Source organism: Streptomyces sp. SLBN-31 (assembly GCF_006715395.1).
Classification (GTDB): Bacteria; Actinomycetota; Actinomycetes; order Streptomycetales; family Streptomycetaceae; genus Streptomyces.
This window is the reverse complement of record NZ_VFNC01000002.1, coordinates 2,905,925-2,924,503: the sequence shown is the minus strand read 5'-3', so window position 1 is coordinate 2,924,503 and position 18,579 is coordinate 2,905,925. Positions and strand designations below refer to the sequence as shown.

At 70.5% G+C, this 18,579-nt stretch carries 15 protein-coding genes, 1 tRNA gene and 1 pseudogene; 11 read left to right on the top strand and 6 right to left on the bottom strand.

What is annotated here, in order from left to right:
- Nucleotides 1-89: 89 nt before the first annotated feature.
- The 3 genes from FBY22_RS33360 to FBY22_RS33350 all read left to right on the top strand — a co-directional run bounded on the left by FBY22_RS33360 (nt 90) and on the right by FBY22_RS33350 (nt 2,794).
- A complete protein-coding gene (locus tag FBY22_RS33360) occupies nt 90-665 on the top strand; it encodes a TerD family protein (protein ID WP_142151700.1) in 576 nt (191 codons plus the stop codon).
- 127 nt (nt 666-792) lie between these two features.
- Nucleotides 793-1,941, top strand: coding sequence for a DUF475 domain-containing protein (locus FBY22_RS33355; RefSeq protein WP_142151699.1), 1,149 nt, complete (start codon nt 793-795; stop codon nt 1,939-1,941).
- A gap of 115 nt (nt 1,942-2,056) precedes the next feature.
- The gene (locus FBY22_RS33350) at nt 2,057-2,794 is read left to right on the top strand and encodes a Tellurium resistance (protein ID WP_142151698.1); all 738 of its coding nucleotides are present in this window, start codon (nt 2,057-2,059) and stop codon (nt 2,792-2,794) included.
- 21 nt (nt 2,795-2,815) lie between these two features.
- On the opposite strand, the gene FBY22_RS33345 is transcribed toward FBY22_RS33350, so the two are convergent.
- Complete coding sequence (locus FBY22_RS33345) at nt 2,816-3,622, bottom strand: TerD family protein (protein ID WP_142151697.1); 807 nt, start codon at nt 3,620-3,622, stop codon at nt 2,816-2,818.
- 209 nt (nt 3,623-3,831) lie between these two features.
- Here FBY22_RS33345 and FBY22_RS33340 point away from each other — a divergent pair, with 209 nt between their 5' ends.
- The 3 genes from FBY22_RS33340 to FBY22_RS33330 are packed head-to-tail and all read left to right on the top strand — an operon-like array spanning nt 3,832 to nt 8,491.
- On the top strand, nt 3,832-5,004 hold the full coding sequence (locus FBY22_RS33340) for an HpcH/HpaI aldolase/citrate lyase family protein (protein ID WP_142151696.1): 1,173 nt from the start codon (nt 3,832-3,834) through the stop codon (nt 5,002-5,004).
- Nucleotides 5,005-5,024: 20 nt separating this feature from the next.
- A complete protein-coding gene (locus tag FBY22_RS33335; RefSeq protein WP_142151695.1) occupies nt 5,025-7,676 on the top strand; it encodes a phosphoribosyltransferase in 2,652 nt (883 codons plus the stop codon).
- Entirely contained in the window at nt 7,676-8,491 is an 816-nt protein-coding gene (locus tag FBY22_RS33330) for an HAD family hydrolase (RefSeq protein ID WP_142151694.1), read from the top strand. Before FBY22_RS33335 ends, FBY22_RS33330 begins: the two co-directional genes overlap by 1 nt.
- 25 nt (nt 8,492-8,516) lie before the next feature.
- Here the strand turns inward: FBY22_RS33330 and FBY22_RS33325 are convergent, their stop codons facing one another.
- The gene (locus FBY22_RS33325; RefSeq protein WP_142151693.1) at nt 8,517-8,735 is read right to left on the bottom strand and encodes a zinc ribbon domain-containing protein; all 219 of its coding nucleotides are present in this window, start codon (nt 8,733-8,735) and stop codon (nt 8,517-8,519) included.
- 140 nt (nt 8,736-8,875) lie between these two features.
- On the opposite strand from FBY22_RS33325, the gene FBY22_RS33320 reads away from it, so the two are divergent.
- Together FBY22_RS33320 and FBY22_RS33315 are read left to right on the top strand one after the other, a co-directional pair.
- Complete coding sequence (locus FBY22_RS33320; protein ID WP_260845240.1) at nt 8,876-10,939, top strand: transglycosylase domain-containing protein; 2,064 nt, start codon at nt 8,876-8,878, stop codon at nt 10,937-10,939.
- A 48-nt stretch (nt 10,940-10,987) separates the two neighbouring features.
- Nucleotides 10,988-12,280, top strand: a complete 1,293-nt coding sequence (locus FBY22_RS33315; protein ID WP_142151692.1) for a hypothetical protein — start codon at nt 10,988-10,990, stop codon at nt 12,278-12,280.
- Between the two features lie 97 nt (nt 12,281-12,377).
- On the opposite strand, the gene FBY22_RS33310 is transcribed toward FBY22_RS33315, so the two are convergent.
- Entirely contained in the window at nt 12,378-13,757 is a 1,380-nt protein-coding gene (locus FBY22_RS33310) for a hypothetical protein (RefSeq protein ID WP_142151691.1), read from the bottom strand.
- 81 nt (nt 13,758-13,838) lie between these two features.
- Nucleotides 13,839-14,609: a DUF4097 family beta strand repeat-containing protein gene (locus tag FBY22_RS33305; protein ID WP_142151690.1), complete on the bottom strand. Its 771-nt coding sequence runs from the start codon at nt 14,607-14,609 to the stop codon at nt 13,839-13,841.
- A gap of 205 nt (nt 14,610-14,814) precedes the next feature.
- Here FBY22_RS33305 and FBY22_RS33300 point away from each other — a divergent pair.
- Nucleotides 14,815-16,392, top strand: a pseudogene (locus tag FBY22_RS33300) (IS200/IS605 family accessory protein TnpB-related protein); the annotation flags it as partial.
- Nucleotides 16,393-16,518: 126 nt separating this feature from the next.
- Nucleotides 16,519-16,590: transfer RNA gene (locus FBY22_RS33295), tRNA-Val, on the top strand.
- Between the two features lie 42 nt (nt 16,591-16,632).
- Here the strand turns inward: FBY22_RS33295 and FBY22_RS33290 are convergent.
- Nucleotides 16,633-16,959: a hypothetical protein gene (locus FBY22_RS33290; protein WP_142151689.1), complete on the bottom strand. Its 327-nt coding sequence runs from the start codon at nt 16,957-16,959 to the stop codon at nt 16,633-16,635.
- Nucleotides 16,960-17,154: 195 nt separating this feature from the next.
- Here FBY22_RS33290 and FBY22_RS33285 point away from each other — a divergent pair, with 195 nt between their 5' ends.
- Entirely contained in the window at nt 17,155-17,628 is a 474-nt protein-coding gene (locus tag FBY22_RS33285) for a carboxymuconolactone decarboxylase family protein (protein ID WP_142151688.1), read from the top strand.
- Nucleotides 17,629-17,638: 10 nt separating this feature from the next.
- Here FBY22_RS33285 and FBY22_RS33280 read toward each other — a convergent pair whose 3' ends face one another.
- A complete protein-coding gene (locus FBY22_RS33280) occupies nt 17,639-18,541 on the bottom strand; it encodes a ketopantoate reductase family protein (RefSeq protein ID WP_142151687.1) in 903 nt (300 codons plus the stop codon).
- Nucleotides 18,542-18,579 lie beyond the last annotated feature (38 nt).

The following is an 18,579-nucleotide window of genomic DNA, read 5'->3' as shown; positions in this document are numbered from 1 at the left end:
GCACCGTTCGCGTGCGGCGCCGGCGGGTGCCCCCTTCCGGGGGAGCGCAGGACAACCAAACACGCACCATCTCGGGGAGGACCAGCATCATGGGCGTCACGCTCGCCAAGGGGGGCAACGTCTCCCTGTCCAAGGCCGCACCCAATCTCACGCAGGTGATGATCGGGCTCGGCTGGGACGCTCGCTCCACCACCGGAGCCGACTTCGACCTCGACGCCAGCGCCCTGCTGTGCAGCGGCGGCCGGGTGCTGGGCGACGAGTGGTTCATCTTCTACAACCAGCTCAAGAGCCCCGACGGCTCGGTGGAGCACACCGGCGACAACCTCACCGGTGAGGGCGAGGGTGACGACGAGTCGATCCTGATCGACCTCTCCAAGGTGCCCGCCCAGTGCGACAAGATCGTCTTCCCGGTCTCGATCCACATGGCCGACGAGCGGGGCCAGACGTTCGGCCAGGTCAGCAACGCCTTCATCCGGGTCGTCAACCAGGCCGACGGGCAGGAGCTCGCCCGCTACGACCTGAGCGAGGACGCCGGCACGGAGACCGCCATGATCTTCGGCGAGGTCTACCGCTACCACGGCGAGTGGAAGTTCCGCGCGGTCGGCCAGGGATACGCGTCCGGGCTGCGGGGCATCGCCCTGGACTTCGGGGTCAACGTCTCATAACGCGATATGAGCAAAAGACCGGGGCAGGGTGGGGTACAGAGGGGTGCCGACTAGACTTCGGCTTCAAAGTTTCGTAAAGCCGAGTGCGGCACGGGGGAAACCCGTACACGTACGGATTGGGTAGCCAGTGCTTCTGAAAACCTTCGGCTGGTCGTTCGCGGTCACCGCGCTCGGCCTGGTCGCTGCGGTCTTCTACGGGGGGTGGGAGGCCTTCGGCATCGTGGCGATCCTCTCCGTCCTGGAGATCTCGCTGTCCTTCGACAACGCGGTGGTCAACGCCGGGATCCTGAAGAAGATGAACGCCTTCTGGCAGAAGATCTTCCTCACGGTCGGCGTGCTCATCGCGGTGTTCGGTATGCGGCTGGTCTTCCCGGTCGTCATCGTGGCGGTCACCGCCAAGCTGAATCCGATCGACGCCGTCAACCTGGCCCTGACCGACAAGGACCAGTACCAGCAGCTGGTCACCGACGCCCACCCGGCGATCGCCGCCTTCGGTGGCATGTTCCTGCTGATGATCTTCCTGGACTTCATCTTCGAGGACCGCGACATCCAGTGGCTGCGCTGGATCGAGCGCCCGCTGGCCAAGCTCGGCAAGGTCGACATGCTGTCGGTCTGCATCGCCCTGATCGTCCTGCTGATCACCTCCTTCACCTTCGCCACCCACGCCCACCAGCACGGCGGCGCGCACGCCGACAAGGCGCAGACGGTGCTGATCTCCGGCATCGCGGGCCTGATCACCTACATGGTCGTCGGCGGCCTGTCCGGCTACTTCGAGGACAAGCTGGAGGAAGAGGAGGAGCGCGAGCACGAGGAGGAGGAGCGCGCCGAGCGCGAGGGCAAGCCCAAATCGGCGGTGCTGCTGGCCGGCCAGGCCGCGTTCTTCATGTTCCTCTACCTGGAGGTCCTGGACGCCTCCTTCTCCTTCGACGGCGTGATCGGCGCGTTCGCCATCACCAACGACATCGTGCTGATGGCGCTGGGCCTGGGCATCGGCGCCATGTACGTCCGGTCGCTGACGGTCTACCTCGTCCGCCAGGGCACCCTCGACGACTACGTCTACCTGGAGCACGGCGCCCACTACGCGATCGGCGCCCTGGCCGTGATCCTCATGGTCACCATCCAGTACGAGATCAACGAGGTCATCACCGGCCTGGTCGGCGTCGTCCTGATCGCCTGGTCCTTCTGGTCCTCCGTGCGCCGCAACAAAGCACTCGCGGCCGCCGAGGGAAAAGCCGAGGGCTCGGACGAGAAGACTGAAGTCTCGTCCGGGGTGTGACGCGCCCTCGGGTGAGGAACGCTCTGAGCGGGGCGGCCGGTCTCCGGCCGCCCCGTCGGTCATGTCGGCCGGCCCTCTCGCGGCCGGTCGTTCCAGGTGAGACGTGGGGGCGGGAATGGGTTTCTTCGACGGCCTGCTGGGATCGCGTACGGCGGACTTCGACTCCGGCAGCGCGGCCACGAACTCCATCGAGCTGACCAAACGGCACCACCAGGTCTCCCTCACCAAGCAGGGAGCGGCGACCGGGCACCTGCGGGTCAACCTGAGCTGGAGGATGCGCACCTCCGACATAGGCGGCTCGCAGCGGGAGTCCCTGCTGCGGCACCCCTTCAAGGCGCTGAGGCCGCCGGAGGTCATGGGACACAGCCAGAGCATGGTCAACGTCGACCTCGACCTGGGCTGCCTGTACGAGCTGACCGACGGCACCAAGGGGGTCGTCCAGCCCCTCGGCGGCTACCTCGGGGACGTCAACGCGCCGCCGTACGTCAAGCTCAGCGGCGACGACCGGTTCGGGTCGGGCTCCGGCGAGGACATGTACATCAACCTCGACCACCGGGACGCCATCAAGCGGCTGCTGGTGTTCGTGTACATCTACGACCAGACACCGGCGTTCGACCGCACGCACGCGATCGTGACGCTGTACCCGAGCAACGGGCCCCGCATCGAGATCCACCTCGACGAGCGCCATCCGCAGGCCCGCTCGTGCGCGGTGGTGATGATCGAGAACGTGAAGGGCGAACTCGTCGTCCGGCGCGAGGTGAAGTTCGTCTACGGGTTCCAGGCCGAGCTGGACCGCCTGTACGGGTGGGGCCTTCAGTGGGGGCGCGGCTACAAGGCCAAGGCCGAGCGCTGAGTGCCCCCGGTGGCGTTCCGCCTACCGCCCGATGAACTGCGGGCCCTGCGGCGGGAGCCGGAAGTCCGGGTTCGGGAGCGTAGTGACCTGGGGCGGATAGCCGTAGCCGGTCTGGGCGCCCGCCGTCGCCGGGGCGGGCTGCGGGTAGCCGTACGCCGGCTGGGTCGCGGGGGCCGGCTGCGGGTAACCGTAGGCCGGCTGGGACGGGACCGCCGTGGGCTGCTCCGGAGGCAGCGGCTGGGCGGGGGAGGTGGCGGCCGGCTGGGGGTGCGCGGCGTCCGGCTCCGACTCGTCGACCGAGATGCCGTAGTCCGTGGCCAGGCCCTTCAGGCCGTCCGCGTAGCCCTCGCCGAGGGCACGGAACTTCCACGTGTCGTCGCGGCGGTAGAGCTCGCCGCAGATCAGGGCCGTCTCGCCGCCCGTCTCGGGCTTGATGTCGAAGGAGATCAGCGGCTCGCCGTCGGCGGTCCGGGCGTCGTACAGCAGGATGCGCAGGCCCGGGACGCGGCCGAAGGGGACGTCCTCCGCCGATGCGACCAGAAGAATCCGGCTGACATCGCTCTCGACTCCGGCCAGATCCGTCTGGATCGTGTCGGTGGGACCATCGGCGAGCCGTTTCTTGCCGAGCCACCAGATCTTCCCGGAGGGGTGCCGGGGCTGGTTGTAGAAGACGAAGTCCTCGTCGGAGCGCACACGACCGTCGGGACCGAGGAGCAACGCCGAGGCGTCGACGTCCGGGACCCCCTGCCCGGGCGTCCAGCGCAGCACCGCTCGGACCGTGGTGGTCTCGAGCGGGACGTTCGACCCCTTCAGCATCGCGTGCGTCATGCGGTCATCCTGCCCTCTCGGTCCTGGTCACGACAACGCGGGGTGGGGGTCCCGTCGGGCGTGCCGGTCATGTGTGGAATCGCCGTCGACATGGCCCGGTTACCAGAAATTCATGGCCTGCGGGAACCCCTGACACGGGTTTGTACGTACTATTACCGGCCACCTGTTTACCCAATCCACATTCTTGTCCTGCGTCTCGGGGGAGTTCCATGCGTCATTTCGGGCACATCGCCCCGGAGGTGCGCGGGCGCCTCTTCCACCAGCAGCCCTGCGAGTTCGGCACGGACTCCCCGGCCCGCACGCTCTCCGCGGCCCTCGGCGCCACGCTGTACAGCCCGGCCACCCGGCCGCGGCTCGCCGACGACATCGTCAAGCAGGCGGGCCTCGGCGTGGTCTCCATGGTGCTGTGCCTGGAGGACTCCATAGACGACGCCGACGTGGTGGCCGGCGAGGAGAACCTCGTACGCCAGTTCGCGGAGCTGGACGCGCGGGCCGGCGCGGGCGCCGATGTGCCGCTGCTGTTCATCCGGGTGCGCACGCCCGAGCAGATTCCCGACCTGGTACGACGACTCGGCGCCACCGTCCGGCTGCTGTCCGGGTTCGTCTTCCCGAAGTTCACCGAGGAGCGCGGCATCCCCTTCCTGGAGGCCCTCGCCGGCGCCGAGGCCGCGAGCGGGCGGCGGCTGTTCGGGATGCCGGTGCTGGAGACGCCGGAGCTGATGTACCGCGAGACGCGCGTGGACGCCCTGGAGGGCATCGCCCGCTCCGTGGAGAAGTACCGCGACCGCGTGCTCGCGCTGCGCCTCGGAGTGACCGATTTCTGCTCCTCCTACGGCCTGCGCCGGGCCCCCGACATGACGGCCTACGACGTCCAGATCATCGCCTCCGTGATCGCCGACGTGGTCAACATGCTCGGGCGTGCCGACGGCACCGGGTTCACCGTGACCGGGCCGGTGTGGGAGTACTTCCGCGTCCCGGAGCGCATGTTCAAACCGCTGCTGCGCACCAGCCCGTTCCTTGAGGGGCAGGCCGTCGAACTGCGCGAGAGACTGATCGAGCACGCCATGGACGGTCTGCTGCGGGAGATCTCGCTCGACCAGGCCAACGGTCTGCTGGGCAAGACCTGCATCCACCCCACCCATGTCCTGCCCGTGCACGCGCTGTCCGTGGTCAGCCACGAGGAGTTCAGCGACGCCGCGGACATTCTGCGGCCCGGGCGGGGCGGCGGGGGAGTGCTCAGGTCGTCGTACACGAACAAGATGAACGAGGTGAAGCCGCACCGCGCCTGGGCCGAGCGGACCATGCTGCGGGCCGAGGTCTTCGGCGTCGCGCGCGAGGACGTCAGCTTCGTGGATCTGCTCGCCGCCGGCATACCCGGCTGAACCTCACCGACCAGGGAATCATGATCAACGCAGTGAACGACGGGGTGTGGTCCGGGACCTGGGTCGCCGAGCGGCTCGGGCTCGAACTCATGGGCGACGACGAGCTCACCGACCTGCTGGGGCTGGCGCTGCGCCGCAACCCCAAGCGGGCGCATCTGCTCGTCTCCAACGTGCTCGGCAAGCACGTACCGCAGTCGCCGTCGGTGGTGTACGGCTACGGGTTCGCCCTGGGTCGCAGGGTGCGGGAGCTGCTGGGCGCCGAGGAGGCGGGCGAGGCGGTGGTCCTCGGTTACGCGGAGACGGCGACCGGGCTGGGCCACTCCGTCGCGGACGGCATCGGCTCCGCCCCCTACCTCCACTCCACCCGCCGCCCGGTCGCCGGTGTGACGGCGGCGGGCGGCTTCGAGGAGTCCCACTCCCACGCCACCTCGCACCTCCTCCTGCCGGAGAACCCCGCGCTGCTGGCAGGAGACGGGCCTCTGGTGCTGGTCGACGACGAGTTCTCCACGGGGAACACGGTGCTCAACACCGTGCGGGACCTTCACGGGCGGTACCCCAGGGGCCGGTACGTGGTCGTCGCCCTGGTCGACATGCGCTCGGCCGCGGACGCGGGGCGCCTGGAGGAGTTCGCGCGGGAGATAGGCGCCAGGGTCGACCTGGTGGCGGCTGCCTCGGGGACGGTACGGCTGCCGGAGGGGGTGCTGGAGAAGGGGCAGGCCCTTGTCGCCCGGCACGAGGCAGAGGATGCCGCCCGGGGTGCTGCGGGCGCGTCGGGGCCGATCGCGCAGTTCCCCGCGCCCCTTGAGGGCGTTGCCGAGACCGTGCCCGACGAGGCGCACCACTCCGAGGCGCAGGCCCTTACGGCCGACGCCCACGGCAACCCCCCAGGGGCGCGGGGAACTGCGCGACTGGCCACGGACAACCCGCGCCCGGCATCCGACCGCACCGGGCAGACGCGATCCGTGTCCGCCCCCACCCACCCGCACCCGGCCGTCAGGCGTGTGGACCTGATGTGGCCCCGCGACCTCCCCGACGGCGGCCGGCACGGGTTCACCCCCGCGCATCGGGCCCGCCTCGAATCCGCCCTGCCCGCCATGGTCGCCCGCCTGGCCGACGCGCTCCCCGAAGGGGCCCGGCGCGTGCATGTGCTCGGGTTCGAGGAGCTGATGTACGCCCCCCTGCGCCTGGCCCGCGAGCTGGAGCAGGTCGTCCAGGGCGTCGAGGTGCGGTACTCGACCACCACCCGTTCGCCCGTCCTCGCCGTCGACGACCCCGGTTACGCGATACGCAGCCGGATAACCTTCCCCGCCCACGACGACCCCGCCGACGGCCCCGGCGAACGCTACGCCTACAACGTCGCCGGCGCCGGCTTCGACGCGGTCGTCGCCGTGGTCGACTCGGCCGCGGACACCCCCGAACTGCACGCTCCCGAGGGCCTGTTGGCCCAGCTCGCCCTCCACACCCCGCACGTACTGCTCGCGGTCGTGCCCTCGTACGTCCCCGAAAGGCCATCCATGCTGCCCGAGCCCCTCCGCGGCCCCGCCTTCTCCTCGTACGCGCCCGAGGAGGTCGGCTGGCTGCTGCAGGACCTCTCGGACGTGACGCTGGAGGCGCCGACCGAGGAGCGGGAGGAGGCCATCCAGAGCGGCGGCGCGCACTACGCCGAGTCGCTGCCGGTCGAGTACCAGCCCAGCGAGCAGTACCAGGAGCTGTTCCACGCGGCGTTGGGCACGACGGCCACCCGGATCGCTCAGGCCGTCGGCGCCGTCACCGAGCTGGTGCTCGCCGAGCGGTCGCCCCGCCCGGTCCTCGTCTCGCTCGCCCGCGCGGGCACCCCCGTGGGCGTGCTGATGCGCCGCTGGGCGCAGTTCCGGCACGGCCTCGAACTGCCGCACTACGCCGTGTCGATCGTCCGCGGCCGCGGCATCGACGCCAACGCCCTGCGCTGGCTGGCCGCCCACCACGACCCCGCCGACGTCGTGTTCGTCGACGGCTGGACCGGAAAGGGCGCCATCACCCGCGAACTCGCCGACGCCATCGAGGAGTTCGAGGCGTCCGACGGCATCACCGGCTTCGACCCGGAGATCGCGGTGCTGGCCGACCCGGGCTCGTGCGTGCGGACGTACGGCACCAGGGAGGACTTCCTGATCCCCTCCGCCTGCCTCAACTCCACCGTCTCCGGACTGATCTCCCGCACGGTCCTGCGCGCCGACCTGGTCGGCCCGCACGACTTCCACGGCGCCAAGTTCTACCGCGAACTCGCCGGGGCGGACGTCTCCGTGGCCTTCCTCGACGCCGTCGCCGCCTGCTTCCCCGAGGTCACGGAGGCCGTCGACGCGCAGGCGAAGGAACTGCTGTCCGCCGACCGCGCGCCGACCTGGGAGGGCTGGGCGGCCGTGGAGCGGATCAGCGAGGAGTACGGCATCCACGACGTGAACCTCGTCAAGCCCGGCGTCGGCGAGACCACGCGGGTGCTGCTGCGCCGGGTGCCCTGGAAGATCCTGGCGCGGGCCGGGGCGGGCGCCGACCTGGACCACGTACGCCTGCTGGCCGAGCAGCGGGGGGTTCCCGTCGAGGAGGTCGGCGAACTGCCCTACACCTGCGTGGGGTTGATCCACCCCCGCTACACCCGCGGTGCGACGGGCGCCGACGGCAGGGCGGTGAACGTCTGATGCCGGTGCTGGTGGCGAGTGACCTCGACCGTACGCTGATCTACTCCCCGGCGGCCCTCGCGCTGACCATGCCGGACGCGCGGGCGCCCCGGCTGCTGTGCGTCGAGGTGCACGAGAGCAGACCGCTGTCGTTCATGACGGAGACCGCGGCCGGGCTGCTGACCGACCTCGGGGACGCGGCGGTGTTCGTGCCGACGACGACCCGGACCCGTAAGCAGTACCTGCGCATCAACCTGCCGGGCCCGGCGCCGAAGTACGCGATCTGCGCCAACGGCGGGCACCTGATGGTGGACGGCGTGTCCGACCTGGACTGGCACGCCCGGGTCACGGCCCGGCTGGCGGACGAGTGCGCGCCGCTGGACGAGGTGCGCGAGCACCTGCTGGCCAGTGCCGACCCGCTCTGGGTGCGCAAGCACCGCGTCGCCGAGGACCTCTTCGCCTACCTCGTCGTGGAACGCGAACTGCTGCCGGAGGAGTGGGTCAAGGAACTCGCGGTCTGGGCGGAGAACCGCGGCTGGACGGTGTCGCTGCAGGGGCGGAAGATCTACGCCGTCCCCAAGCCGCTGACGAAGAGCGCGGCGATGCGCGAGGTCGCCCGGCGGACCGGCGCGGAGCTGACGCTGGCCGCGGGCGACTCGCTGCTGGACGCCGACCTGCTGCTGGCGGCGGACCGGGGCTGGCGCCCGGGCCACGGTGAACTGGCGGACGCGGCCTGGACGGCCCCGCAGATCGCGGCGCTGCCGGAACGCGGGGTCCTGGCGGGGGAGCGCATCCTGCGGGAGTTTCTGAGGGCGACGCGCGGTACGGCGTCCTGAGCGGCGCACCGCGCCCTCGGGACGGCTAGCCGCAGCACCCTCCGCCGCAGCATCCGCCGCCCCCGCCCCCGCCGCCCCTGGACGCCGGCGCCGACGCGGTCCCGCCCACGGCCACGGTCGACAGGAGCTTCACCGTGTCCTCGTGACCCGCGGGACAGGCGGCGGGGTCGGAGGAGCGGACCATCGGCCGGCTGACTTCGAAGGTGTCGCCGCAGGTGCGGCAGCGGTATTCATAGCGAGGCATAGGAAGAGGTTAGCGGTGGTTCCATATCCCGGGTGTGACTCAACTCTCAAGTCCACCATGTGCCACTGTGGTCGATATGTGCCCGTTCTTAACACAATCGCATGTGGAGAAGATGCGAAGATCATTGATATTTTTCGTCCGTGACCGGGACAGCGCAGAGCAATGGCCGGCCGGGTGACCACCGTCGGCCGCGCCGCCGCCGCGCCGCGCCCAAAACCTCTGCCTGGACGTCTGCCCGGACGGTACTGCGCGAACGCCTCCAGCCGGCCCTCCCGTTCCTGCGCCGCCTGCGCCCCGCCTACCCCCGCCCCGGCCGCATGGGCTGGCAGCGCTGGCTGCCCTCCTGGCGCCAGTGGCTCGGCGGCTTCCTCGGAGCCATCGGCCTGACCGGCCTGTTCCTGGTCGTCGCCTACGCCGCCACGGACATACCCAAGAACCTCAACTCCTACGCCACCCAGCAGGACAACGTCTTCTACTGGTCCGACGGCACCCCCATGGCCCGTACCGGCTGGGTGCAGCGGCAGGCCATGCCGCTGAAGGAGATACCCGAGGACGTCCGCTGGGCCGTGCTCGCCGCCGAGAACGAGAGCTTCTACTCCGACCCCGGCATCTCCTTCAAGGGCATCACCCGCGCGCTCTACCGCACGATCGGCCAGGGCGACACCGAGGGCGGCTCCACCATCACCCAGCAGTACGTCAAGAACGTGTACCTGACGCAGAACCAGACCGTCAGCCGCAAGTTCACCGAGGCGATGATCGCCCTCAAGCTCGACAACCGCATGAGCAAGGACCAGATCCTCGAGGGCTACCTCAACACCAGCTGGTTCGGCCGCGGCACCTACGGCATCCAGCGCGCCGCCCAGGCGTACTACGGCACGGACGTCTCCCACCTCAACGCCAGCCAGGGCGCGTTCCTCGCCTCGCTGCTCAAGGGCGCCGGCCTCTACGACCCCACCCTCTCCGCCGCCAACCACCAGCGGGCCGTGGAGCGCTGGTCGTGGACCCTCGACCGCATGGTCAAGATCGGCAAGCTGACCCCGGCCGAGCGCGCCAAGTACAAGACGTTCCCCGAACCCCGCAAGACCGCCCGCGTCTACGACACCGGCAAGCAGAGCGACTACCTGGTCGAACTCGCCCAGCAGTACGCCAAGAAGTCCGCGAACATCTCCGACAAGCAGTTCGACCTCGGCGGCTACCAGATCTACACCACCTTCGACCGCAAGCGGGAGACCCGGCTCACCGACGCTGTCACCAAGGCCCGCAAGCAGGCCAAGAAGAACGACCCCAAGGCCGCGAAGACCGTCCACTACGGCGCCGCCTCCGTCGCCACCGACGGACGGATCCTCGCCGTCTACGGCGGCCCCGACCACCGTACGCAGGGCTACAACGAGTCCAACGCCACCACCGTCCCCGCCGGCTCGGCCTTCGTGCCCTTCGTCTACGCGGCCGGCCTGGAACACGGCATCCGCAAGACCCGCACCGGACCCAACACCACCGTCACCCCGGAGACCGTCTACGACGGCGACGACGGGACCGTCGTCACCACACCCGAGGGACCGTACTGGGACCGAAGCGGCAAACGGGTCCTCGCCCACAACGACGACGGCAAGTCCTACGGCCAGATCTCCCTGGGCAACGCACTCGCCCAGGGCGTGAACGGGCCGTTCATGCAACTAGGCATGGACACCGGCCTGGACAGGGTGCGCCAGACCGCCGTGGCTGCCGGACTGCTCTCCTCCAGCCTCGGCGCCCAGGTGCCCGCCCTGGCCACCGGCAGCTCCACGCCCAGCGCCATCCGGATGGCCAGCGGATACGCCACCTTCGCCGCCAACGGCATGCACACCGAGCCGTACTCGGTACGCCGCATCACCAAGAACGGCGCCAAGGTCCCCCTGGCCACACCCACCGCCCACCGCGCCATCGACGCCCAGGTCGCCAAGGACGTCTCCGCGGGACTGACCAGCTCCCTGCTCCGCGCCCACCCCACCGTCCCCGCGGTGCGGGCGGGCGGGATGACCGGAATCGCCTCCGACGACAAGGCCGCCTGGTACACAGGCAACACCGACACACTGTCCACCGCCGTCGTCGTCTACCGCATGGACCTCACCAAGTCCCTGGAGCCGCTCCCGCTCAAGGGCATCGCCGGCACACCCACCGGCAGCGTCCCCTACGCCGTGTGGTCGGGCGCCATGGGCTTCGACTGATCACCGAAGCCCGTATCGCCCCCCACTCCCTCGCAGAATGAGCACCGCATGAGCCGCACCGTGCCAGGAGCAAAAGCCAAGGGCCGCCGACGCAAGGAGCGCGCCCCGCGCCGCCCCGCCCGCCCCGAGGTCCTCACCCTCGCCGCCTTCCTCGTCGTGGCCTCCCTGGTCGCGGGCGCCCTGGCCCTCACCCGCCAGGACCATCCCCAGCCCGCCGCCTCCTCACAGCGCTCCGCGAAGGCCAAGCCGAAGTCCGAACCCTCCTGGGACGGGAAGACGAAGATCCTCGGCGACGGCTCCACCTCCTACACGGGCCCGCAGAGCGGCCAGCTGAAGCCCGTGCCGCTCAAGCCGGGGGAGAAGCCGCCCCAGTTCGTCGTCTTCTCCTGGGACGGCGCCCTGGAGGGCAGCGACCACCTCTTCTCCCACTACCGCGAGCTGGCGAAGCAGTACGACGCCCAGATGACCTTCTTCCTCACCGGCATCTACCTGCTGCCCAAGGAGAAGAAGACCCTCTACGAGCCCCCGCTGCACAAGGCCGGCGCCGCGGCCATCGACTACCCCACCGACGAACACGTCCGCACCACCCTGGAGCAGCTCCGCCTCGCCTACAACGAGGGCAACGAGATCGGCACCCACTTCAACGGCCACTTCTGCGACAGCAAGACCAGCGGCAAGTACTGGACCACCGACGAGTGGAAGCAGGAGATCGACCAGTTCTACTCGCTCGTGGAGCACTGGAAGACCAACACCGGCTTCAAGGACATCCCCGCCCTGCCCTTCGACTTCAAGAAGGAGGTCGTCGGCGGCCGCGCCCCCTGCCTGGAGGGCCAGAAGAACCTCCTGAAGGTCATCAAGGACTACGGCTACCGCTACGACGCCTCCTCGCCCGGCGGCTTCCAGATATGGCCCGAGAAGAAGAGCGGCATCTGGGACTTCCCCCTCCAGCTCCTGCCGTACCAGGGCGCCGACTACCAGGGCCTGTCCATGGACTTCAACTTCCTCTACAACCAGTCGGGCGGCGAGACCGACGGCGACCCCGCCGACTACCCCGCGTGGGAGCAGCAGACCGTCGCCTCCTACATGGACGGCTTCAACCGCGTCTACTACGGCAGCCGCGCCCCGCTGTTCATCGGCAACCACTTCGAGGACTGGAACGGCGGCATATACATGAAGGCCGTCGACCAGGTCATCAAGAACGTCTGCACGAAGAAGGGCGTCAAGTGCGTCTCCTTCAAGGAACTGGCCGACTGGCTGGACGTGCAGAAGCCGGAGACCCTCGCACGCCTGCGCGGCCTGGACCCCGCACAGTCGCCCGACTGGTCGACGGTCGTGAAGTAGCGCAAACAGCCACCCCCGAACGTCGAGCGACTCCGACACCCGGATCGGCGTCGACGAATGGTCCTGGTTCACCCACTACGCCCAGCGCAGCCAGGGGCTAAGGCGCGGTGCCGCGTTCCTCGCGGATCTGCGCGACCACCCCCGCCACCGTCCGGCGCACCGCTTCCGTCTCCGTGAGGAAGTGCCAGTAGTCGGGATGGCGGCCCTGCAGCGAGGCGATCGCCCGGTCCAGGCGCGCGACCGAGTCGTCCAACGGCCGCGCGTGCCGCGGATCGGGCGTCGACCGCCCCGACATCGCCAGCCGCTGCGCGTCCCGGATCGCGAACCGCGTCCGCTCGACCTCCTGCTGCGGATCCTTCTGCACGGCGTTCAACCGCTGCAGCCGGTCCCGCGCCGCCGACACCGACTCGTCCGTCGTGTTCAGCAGCGCCCGCACCGTCGACAGCAGCGCCGTCGCGTCCGGCCAGCGCTGGGCGTCACGGGCCGCCTGCGCCTCCTTGAGCTTCGTCTCCGCCTGCCGGACGTTCTCCACCGCGTGCTCGGGCACCTGCTGCAGGTCCTGCCAGCAGGCCGCCGAGAAACGCCGCCGCAGCTCGCTCAGGACCGGCTCGACCTGCCCGGCCCGGGTCGTCAGCGCCTCCGCGCGGGTACGCAGGGAAACCAGCCGGTGGTCGATCTCGGCCGCCTTCTCCGGCAGCCGCTCGGCCTCCACCCGGATCGCCTCGGCCTCCCGCGCCACCCGCTCCGCCCGCTCCAGCGTCTGCGGCAGCCCGTGCTGCCCCGCACCCTGGTTGAGCTTGGTCAGCTCCGGGGCGAGGGCCGCGAGCCGGGCGGCGAGATCGTCCGCCTTCAGCCCCGAACCCCGCACCGAGTCAAGCGCGTTGGAAGCGGCCAGCAAGCCCTGACGGGCCCGCTCCACCGCCGGGGCCAGCCGCGCCAGCTGCGTCTCCGCCTTCCCCAGCAACGGCCCGAGACCCTCGGCGAAACGGTCCAGCTCCCGCTTGACGTTCGCCAGCTCGTCCTTCGCCCGCGTCAGCTCGGTACGCGCCTGCGCCGCGACCGACGCCTCCAGGTCGTCATGGTCCAGATCATGGGCGTCGACCGCGCCGATGTACCGCTGGCTCGCCTCGTCGATACGGCGGCCCAGCGCCTCGAAGTCGGACACGGCCCGGCGCGCGGCCGGAGTGGAGTCCACCGCCGTGATCGTCTCGATCGAGATCCGCAGATCCCGCTGGGCGGTGTCCAGCTCGTAGAACGCGGCCGCCGCGGCGTCCTTGGCGGCCTGCGCCTCCGCCCGCTGCGCCTCGGCCCGCCCGCCGAACCAGCGCCGGGTGCCACCGCCGGCGAACGCGGCCGGCAGCGCGAGCGCGGCCACCAGCGGCAGGGCGAGCAGTGTGAGGGTGTCCGCGAGCGCGTGGCGGTGGCGGTGTGCGCGCGGCACCGACGGCGAGTACGGCTGCGAAGGTGTCGCCGTCACATCCCTCTCCCGTGCTGTCATCCGTCCTGGCGGGTGCCCGATCTCATTCTCCCACCCGTAGAGGACGAACACACGGGCCGGTCAGTTCGCCGTGCGCAGCGTGACTTCACCGTCGTCGGAACGGGCCCTGACGACATGCGAGCTGGAATCGTCACGGGGAACGGACACATGCACCGAACCGTCGCCCGTCCGCGCCGCCACCCGGTACGCGGACCTCGGCAGCGCGATCGTCACGGACCCGTCGCCGCTGCGCGAGTCCACGAGGTCCGGTACGACACCCAGCTCCAGGTGCACCGACCCGTCGCCGGTCTCCGCCCGGACCGTGCGTGAGTCGACCTCGGCGCGCACGGACCCGTCACCGGTGTGCACCTCCAGCGGACCGGTGCAGTCGCCGATCCGCACGGAGCCGTCGCCGGTACTGATGCTCAGCGCGTCCCTGAAGCCACGCGCGCGCACGCTGCCGTCCCCGTCCCGGACCTTCACCGCGACCCCGCGCGGCACCTCGATCCGGTGCCTGGCCGAACAGTCCGCGACGACCCCCGAGCACTTCACCCGCAGCACCAGCCGGTCACCGCGCATCGACCACGTCACCTTAGGGTCGCTGCCGATGGCGACCTTCCCCTGGAACCACCGGGTCACCGCCACCTTCCCCGCCGTGTTCCCGTCCCCTGCGACGATCTCCAGCGCCGAGTCGTCGGAGTCCACGGTCAGTGTCCGCCCCTGCAGTGCGAACGTCCGGTGATCCGGATCCTTGTCGTCCCCCGCGGACGCGCCACAGGCGGTGGCCCCACCGACCAGCACGACAGCGACGACGGCGAGCGCCAACCGGGCACCATTACTACGACCGACCATGACGAGTCCCCCCTGAACCAGACCTACGAAGCCCCTCCGACGCTAGACACCCCGCCCCCCGAACGGGATCCGGACCACCGGCGGATCGGGGGTGGGGATAACCCCCGGGTCGGTGTGCGGATGCGGGTTCCTGCTCCGAACGGGTGACCCTTTCGACGGCGGGTCGTTGGGATGGAGAAGGAATCTTCGGGGCGATCGGGAGGTCATGCGCGGACTGCGGAAGCCGACACCGCCGTACGTGGTCCCCGGTCCTGCGGGGACGGCCGTCCGGACCCGGCTGAGATTGTCGTCCTCCGATGCGACGGTGCTGGCAGAGGTGGGTGTGCTGCTGGGTTCCCTCGCTTCGAGAGACCTCTCGGCGCGCTGCCGGCAGGGCCCGGACTCCGATGCCGCATCCTGGGCCGCCCGCAAGCGCGAACTGTCGGGGGCTTCGTCGGCGCGGTGGGCGGGAAGGCGACGAACGACCAATGGGCGCTGGCCAGACGCGGTCAGGCGGCGGAGCTGGCGTGGTTGCGCCGAGAGATCACGCGCCTCCAGGCCAGGCTCGCCCGACCGGTCGGCGCGAAGGCAGACCGGCGGCACGGGCTGGTGCGTGGCTGCGCCACCCGCTCGGAGTGGCACGCCAAATCGCGACGCTTTCACGCCCTCGAAGGCCGAGTGGCCTCCCTCGAGCGCGACTGGACGGCGGGGCGCGTCCATGTCGTGCGCGGGGGCAAGCGACTCGCCCACCAGCGGCACCACCTGAAGGAGGTCGCGCTGAGCCATGAGGCATGGCGAGAGCGCTGGCGGGCCGCCCGGGCGTTCCTGGCGGCCGACGGCGAGACCGGTAAGCGGTACGGCAACGAGACGATCCGCGTGAGCGACGCGGGGCAGCTCTCCATCAGGCTTCCGGCTGCCCTGTCGCATCTCTCGAACGCCCCTCATTGCCGGTACGTCCTCGAAGCGAAGGTCGTCTTCGCTCACCGGCACGCCGAGTGGCAGGACCGGGTCGCCGCGAACCGGGCGGTGGCCTATCGCATCCACTTCGACGCCCGGCGCGGCCGCTGGTACCTGACCGCTTCCTGGCAGCGCCTGGCCCTTCCCGTCCTCCCGACGGCGGTGGCGGTCGCCGGTGGCCTGGTCGCGCTCGACATGAACGACGACCATCTCGCCGCCTGGCGCCTCGACGCACATGGCAACCCCGTCGGCGAGCCGAAGCGGTTCTCCTACGACCTCTCGGGCAGCGCGTCGCATCGGGACGCGCAGATCCGGCACGCGTTGACCCGCCTCCTCCACCACGCACGACGCACGGGCGTCCGTGCGGTGGCGATCGAGGACCTCGACTTCACCGACAGCAGGACGCGGGAAAGCTTCGGCCGCAACACGTCCTTCCGCCGGGTCGTCTCCCGCTTTCCCACGGCCAGGCTCAGGGCCCGACCGGTGTCGATGGCCGCCGAGCAGGGCATCACGGTCGTCGCGGTGGATCCGGCCTACACCTCCCGCTGGGGTGCCCGGCACTGGCAGCGGCCGCTGACGACCCCCACCCGCAGGACCACTCGCCACGACGCGGCCGCCGTGGCGACCGGACGGCGCGCTCTCGGGCATCCGATCCGGCGACGGACGGCACCGCCCCCGCACGACCGGAGAGATCGTGCGGGGCATCGGACCGTCCAGGCCGAACCGGAGGCCCGGGGGCGTGAGGGACCCCGCCCCCGTGCCGCCGGACCACGGACCCGATCCGTGTCGCCGGGACGTGGAGAGAAAGCGGGCGACCAGCGTGTCCAACACCACTCGGGACACGCGGCCGAGCATGCGTCCTGGTGGCGGGAGCCACCGCCGCTCGGTCCACAGGAATACGGCTGACGTCCAGCCGGCTCACAACCGGTTTGCAGGACAGCGCCCCGGGCAATGTAGTCTGTCGACCTGTCCCGGGTGCGTAGCTCAGTGGTAGAGCGCCTGCCTTACAAGCAGGATGTCGGCGGTTCGAAACCGTCCGCGCCCACCGTGTGGAGACCCCGGCCGTTTCGGCCGGGGTCTTTCGTGTTCATCGCTCGTGTGCGTGCTTCAGGCTCGTGCGGGCCTCCACCCGGTCCCCGGCCGTGATCTCCGTCCAGAAGCGGTGGGTCGTGACGAAGACGGCGAGTTCGTGTTCGCGGCGGCGCAGTTTTTCGACCTCGGCCTGTTCGTCGGGTGTCCAGCCCGGGGAGGCGGGGCGCTCCACCTTGCGCCAGCCGCCGGTGTCACTGAATCCGTCCAGGGGCTCGACCGACCAGGGGAGGCGCTTGAGCAGGGCCGACAGCTCGGCCCGGACCTGATGCAGCTCCTCCTGACCGGCGAGGAGGTCATTCGGAAAGTCATAGGTCGTTGCCACGACACAATGCTACGCCTGTTCGATTTTGGGATGCGAGTCTGTTCGGGGGGTTGGTGCGAACGGGGTGACCGCGGCCGGCAGTTGGGTCGGGTCGCTGTCCGTGCTGTGAGACCCACGTCACTTCCGGTCGTGTCACAGGGGTCGGGAGGTGTCTCGTCCCAGGGGTGTCAGCGACGGACGAACAAGGAGTGCATCGTGGAAGCTCGGTTGAATTTGATGGCGAGCCCGGTCGCGGCCAAGGCGTTCAAGCACATCGTCGCCGCGAGCCATGCGCTGGGGGAGTCGGGGCTGCCCTTCGCCACGCGGGAGTTCGTCAACCTGCGGGCCAGCCAGATCAACGGCTGTGCCGGGTGCATCGACATGCACACCAAGGAGCTGGCGCACGCGGGGGAGAGCGCCGTGCGCATCAATCTGGTCGCCGCCTGGCGGGAGGCCACCGTCTTCAGCGAGGCCGAGCGCGCCGCACTGGAGCTGGCCGAGCAGGGCACCCGTATCGCGGACGCGGCCGGCGGCGTCCCGGACGAGGTGTGGCAGAACGCCGCCAAGCACTACGACGAGGAGCAACTCGCGGCACTGGTCGCCCAGATCGCCATCATCAACGCCTTCAACCGCGGCAATGTGATGACGCGGCAGCCCGCGGGCGACTACCAGGTCGGCCAGTACCGCTGAGGGCGGCCTGTCAGGCGTGGTGCCGCGCCAACTCCCGTACCACTCGCGCCGTCACCGGCACGCTCACCCCGTGCCGGTCCGCCGCCCGCAGCAACGCGCCGCCGATGGCGTCCAGTTCGAGGGGCCGGCCCGCCTCGGCGTCGCGCTGCATCGACGACTTGGTCTGCGGCGGGAAGGCGTCGTAGCGGGCCATCGCCTGGGCCGGGTCGGTCGGACCGCCGCAGGCCCGGCTGACGGCCGCGGTCTCCTCGACGAGTGCCGTCAACTCGTCCCGGTGCCGTGTGCGTACGTCGCCCAGCGGCAGGGCGTGCAGGGTGGTCAGCAGGGCGAACGGTGCCAGGAACGACATCTTCGCCCACAGCGCGCCCGTCTCGTCGTCCAGCACCCGCGTGACCGGCCCGGCGGCCTCCAGCGCCAGGGCCAGCGCGTCGAGCCGCTCGCGGTCCACGCCCTCGCCGGTCAGGTCGATCTCGGCGAAGGGGCTGCCGTGGTCGATCACGCCCGGTGCGACCCGGGTGGACTCGACGCGGATGACGGCGGGGGCGACCAGGTCGGGGCGGTAGCGGGCGCGCAGTGCGGCGGGGTGTTCGACGCCGTTCAGGAACGGTACGAGGAGGCCGCCGCCGAGGGCCGACGGCGGGACGCGGTCGAGGGCGGCCTCAAGGGCGGTGTGCTTGACGGAGACCAGACACGCGTCGACCGGCTCGCGCAGCATGGTGTCGGCCTCGACGCGGGCCGTGAAGTCGCCCAACCTCTCGCTGCGGACCTGTATGCCGTCCCTGCGCAGCACCTGGACCGTGTCCTCGCCGGCCAGGCAGATCACGCGGTGGCCGGTGCGCGCCAGCAGTCCGGCGAGCAGGCCGCCGATGCCGCCGGGACCCAGCACCGCCACGGTGAGTGCGTCGTTCGCCATGATGTTTTTTTGTTCCCTTCGCCGGTCGGCCCCACGAC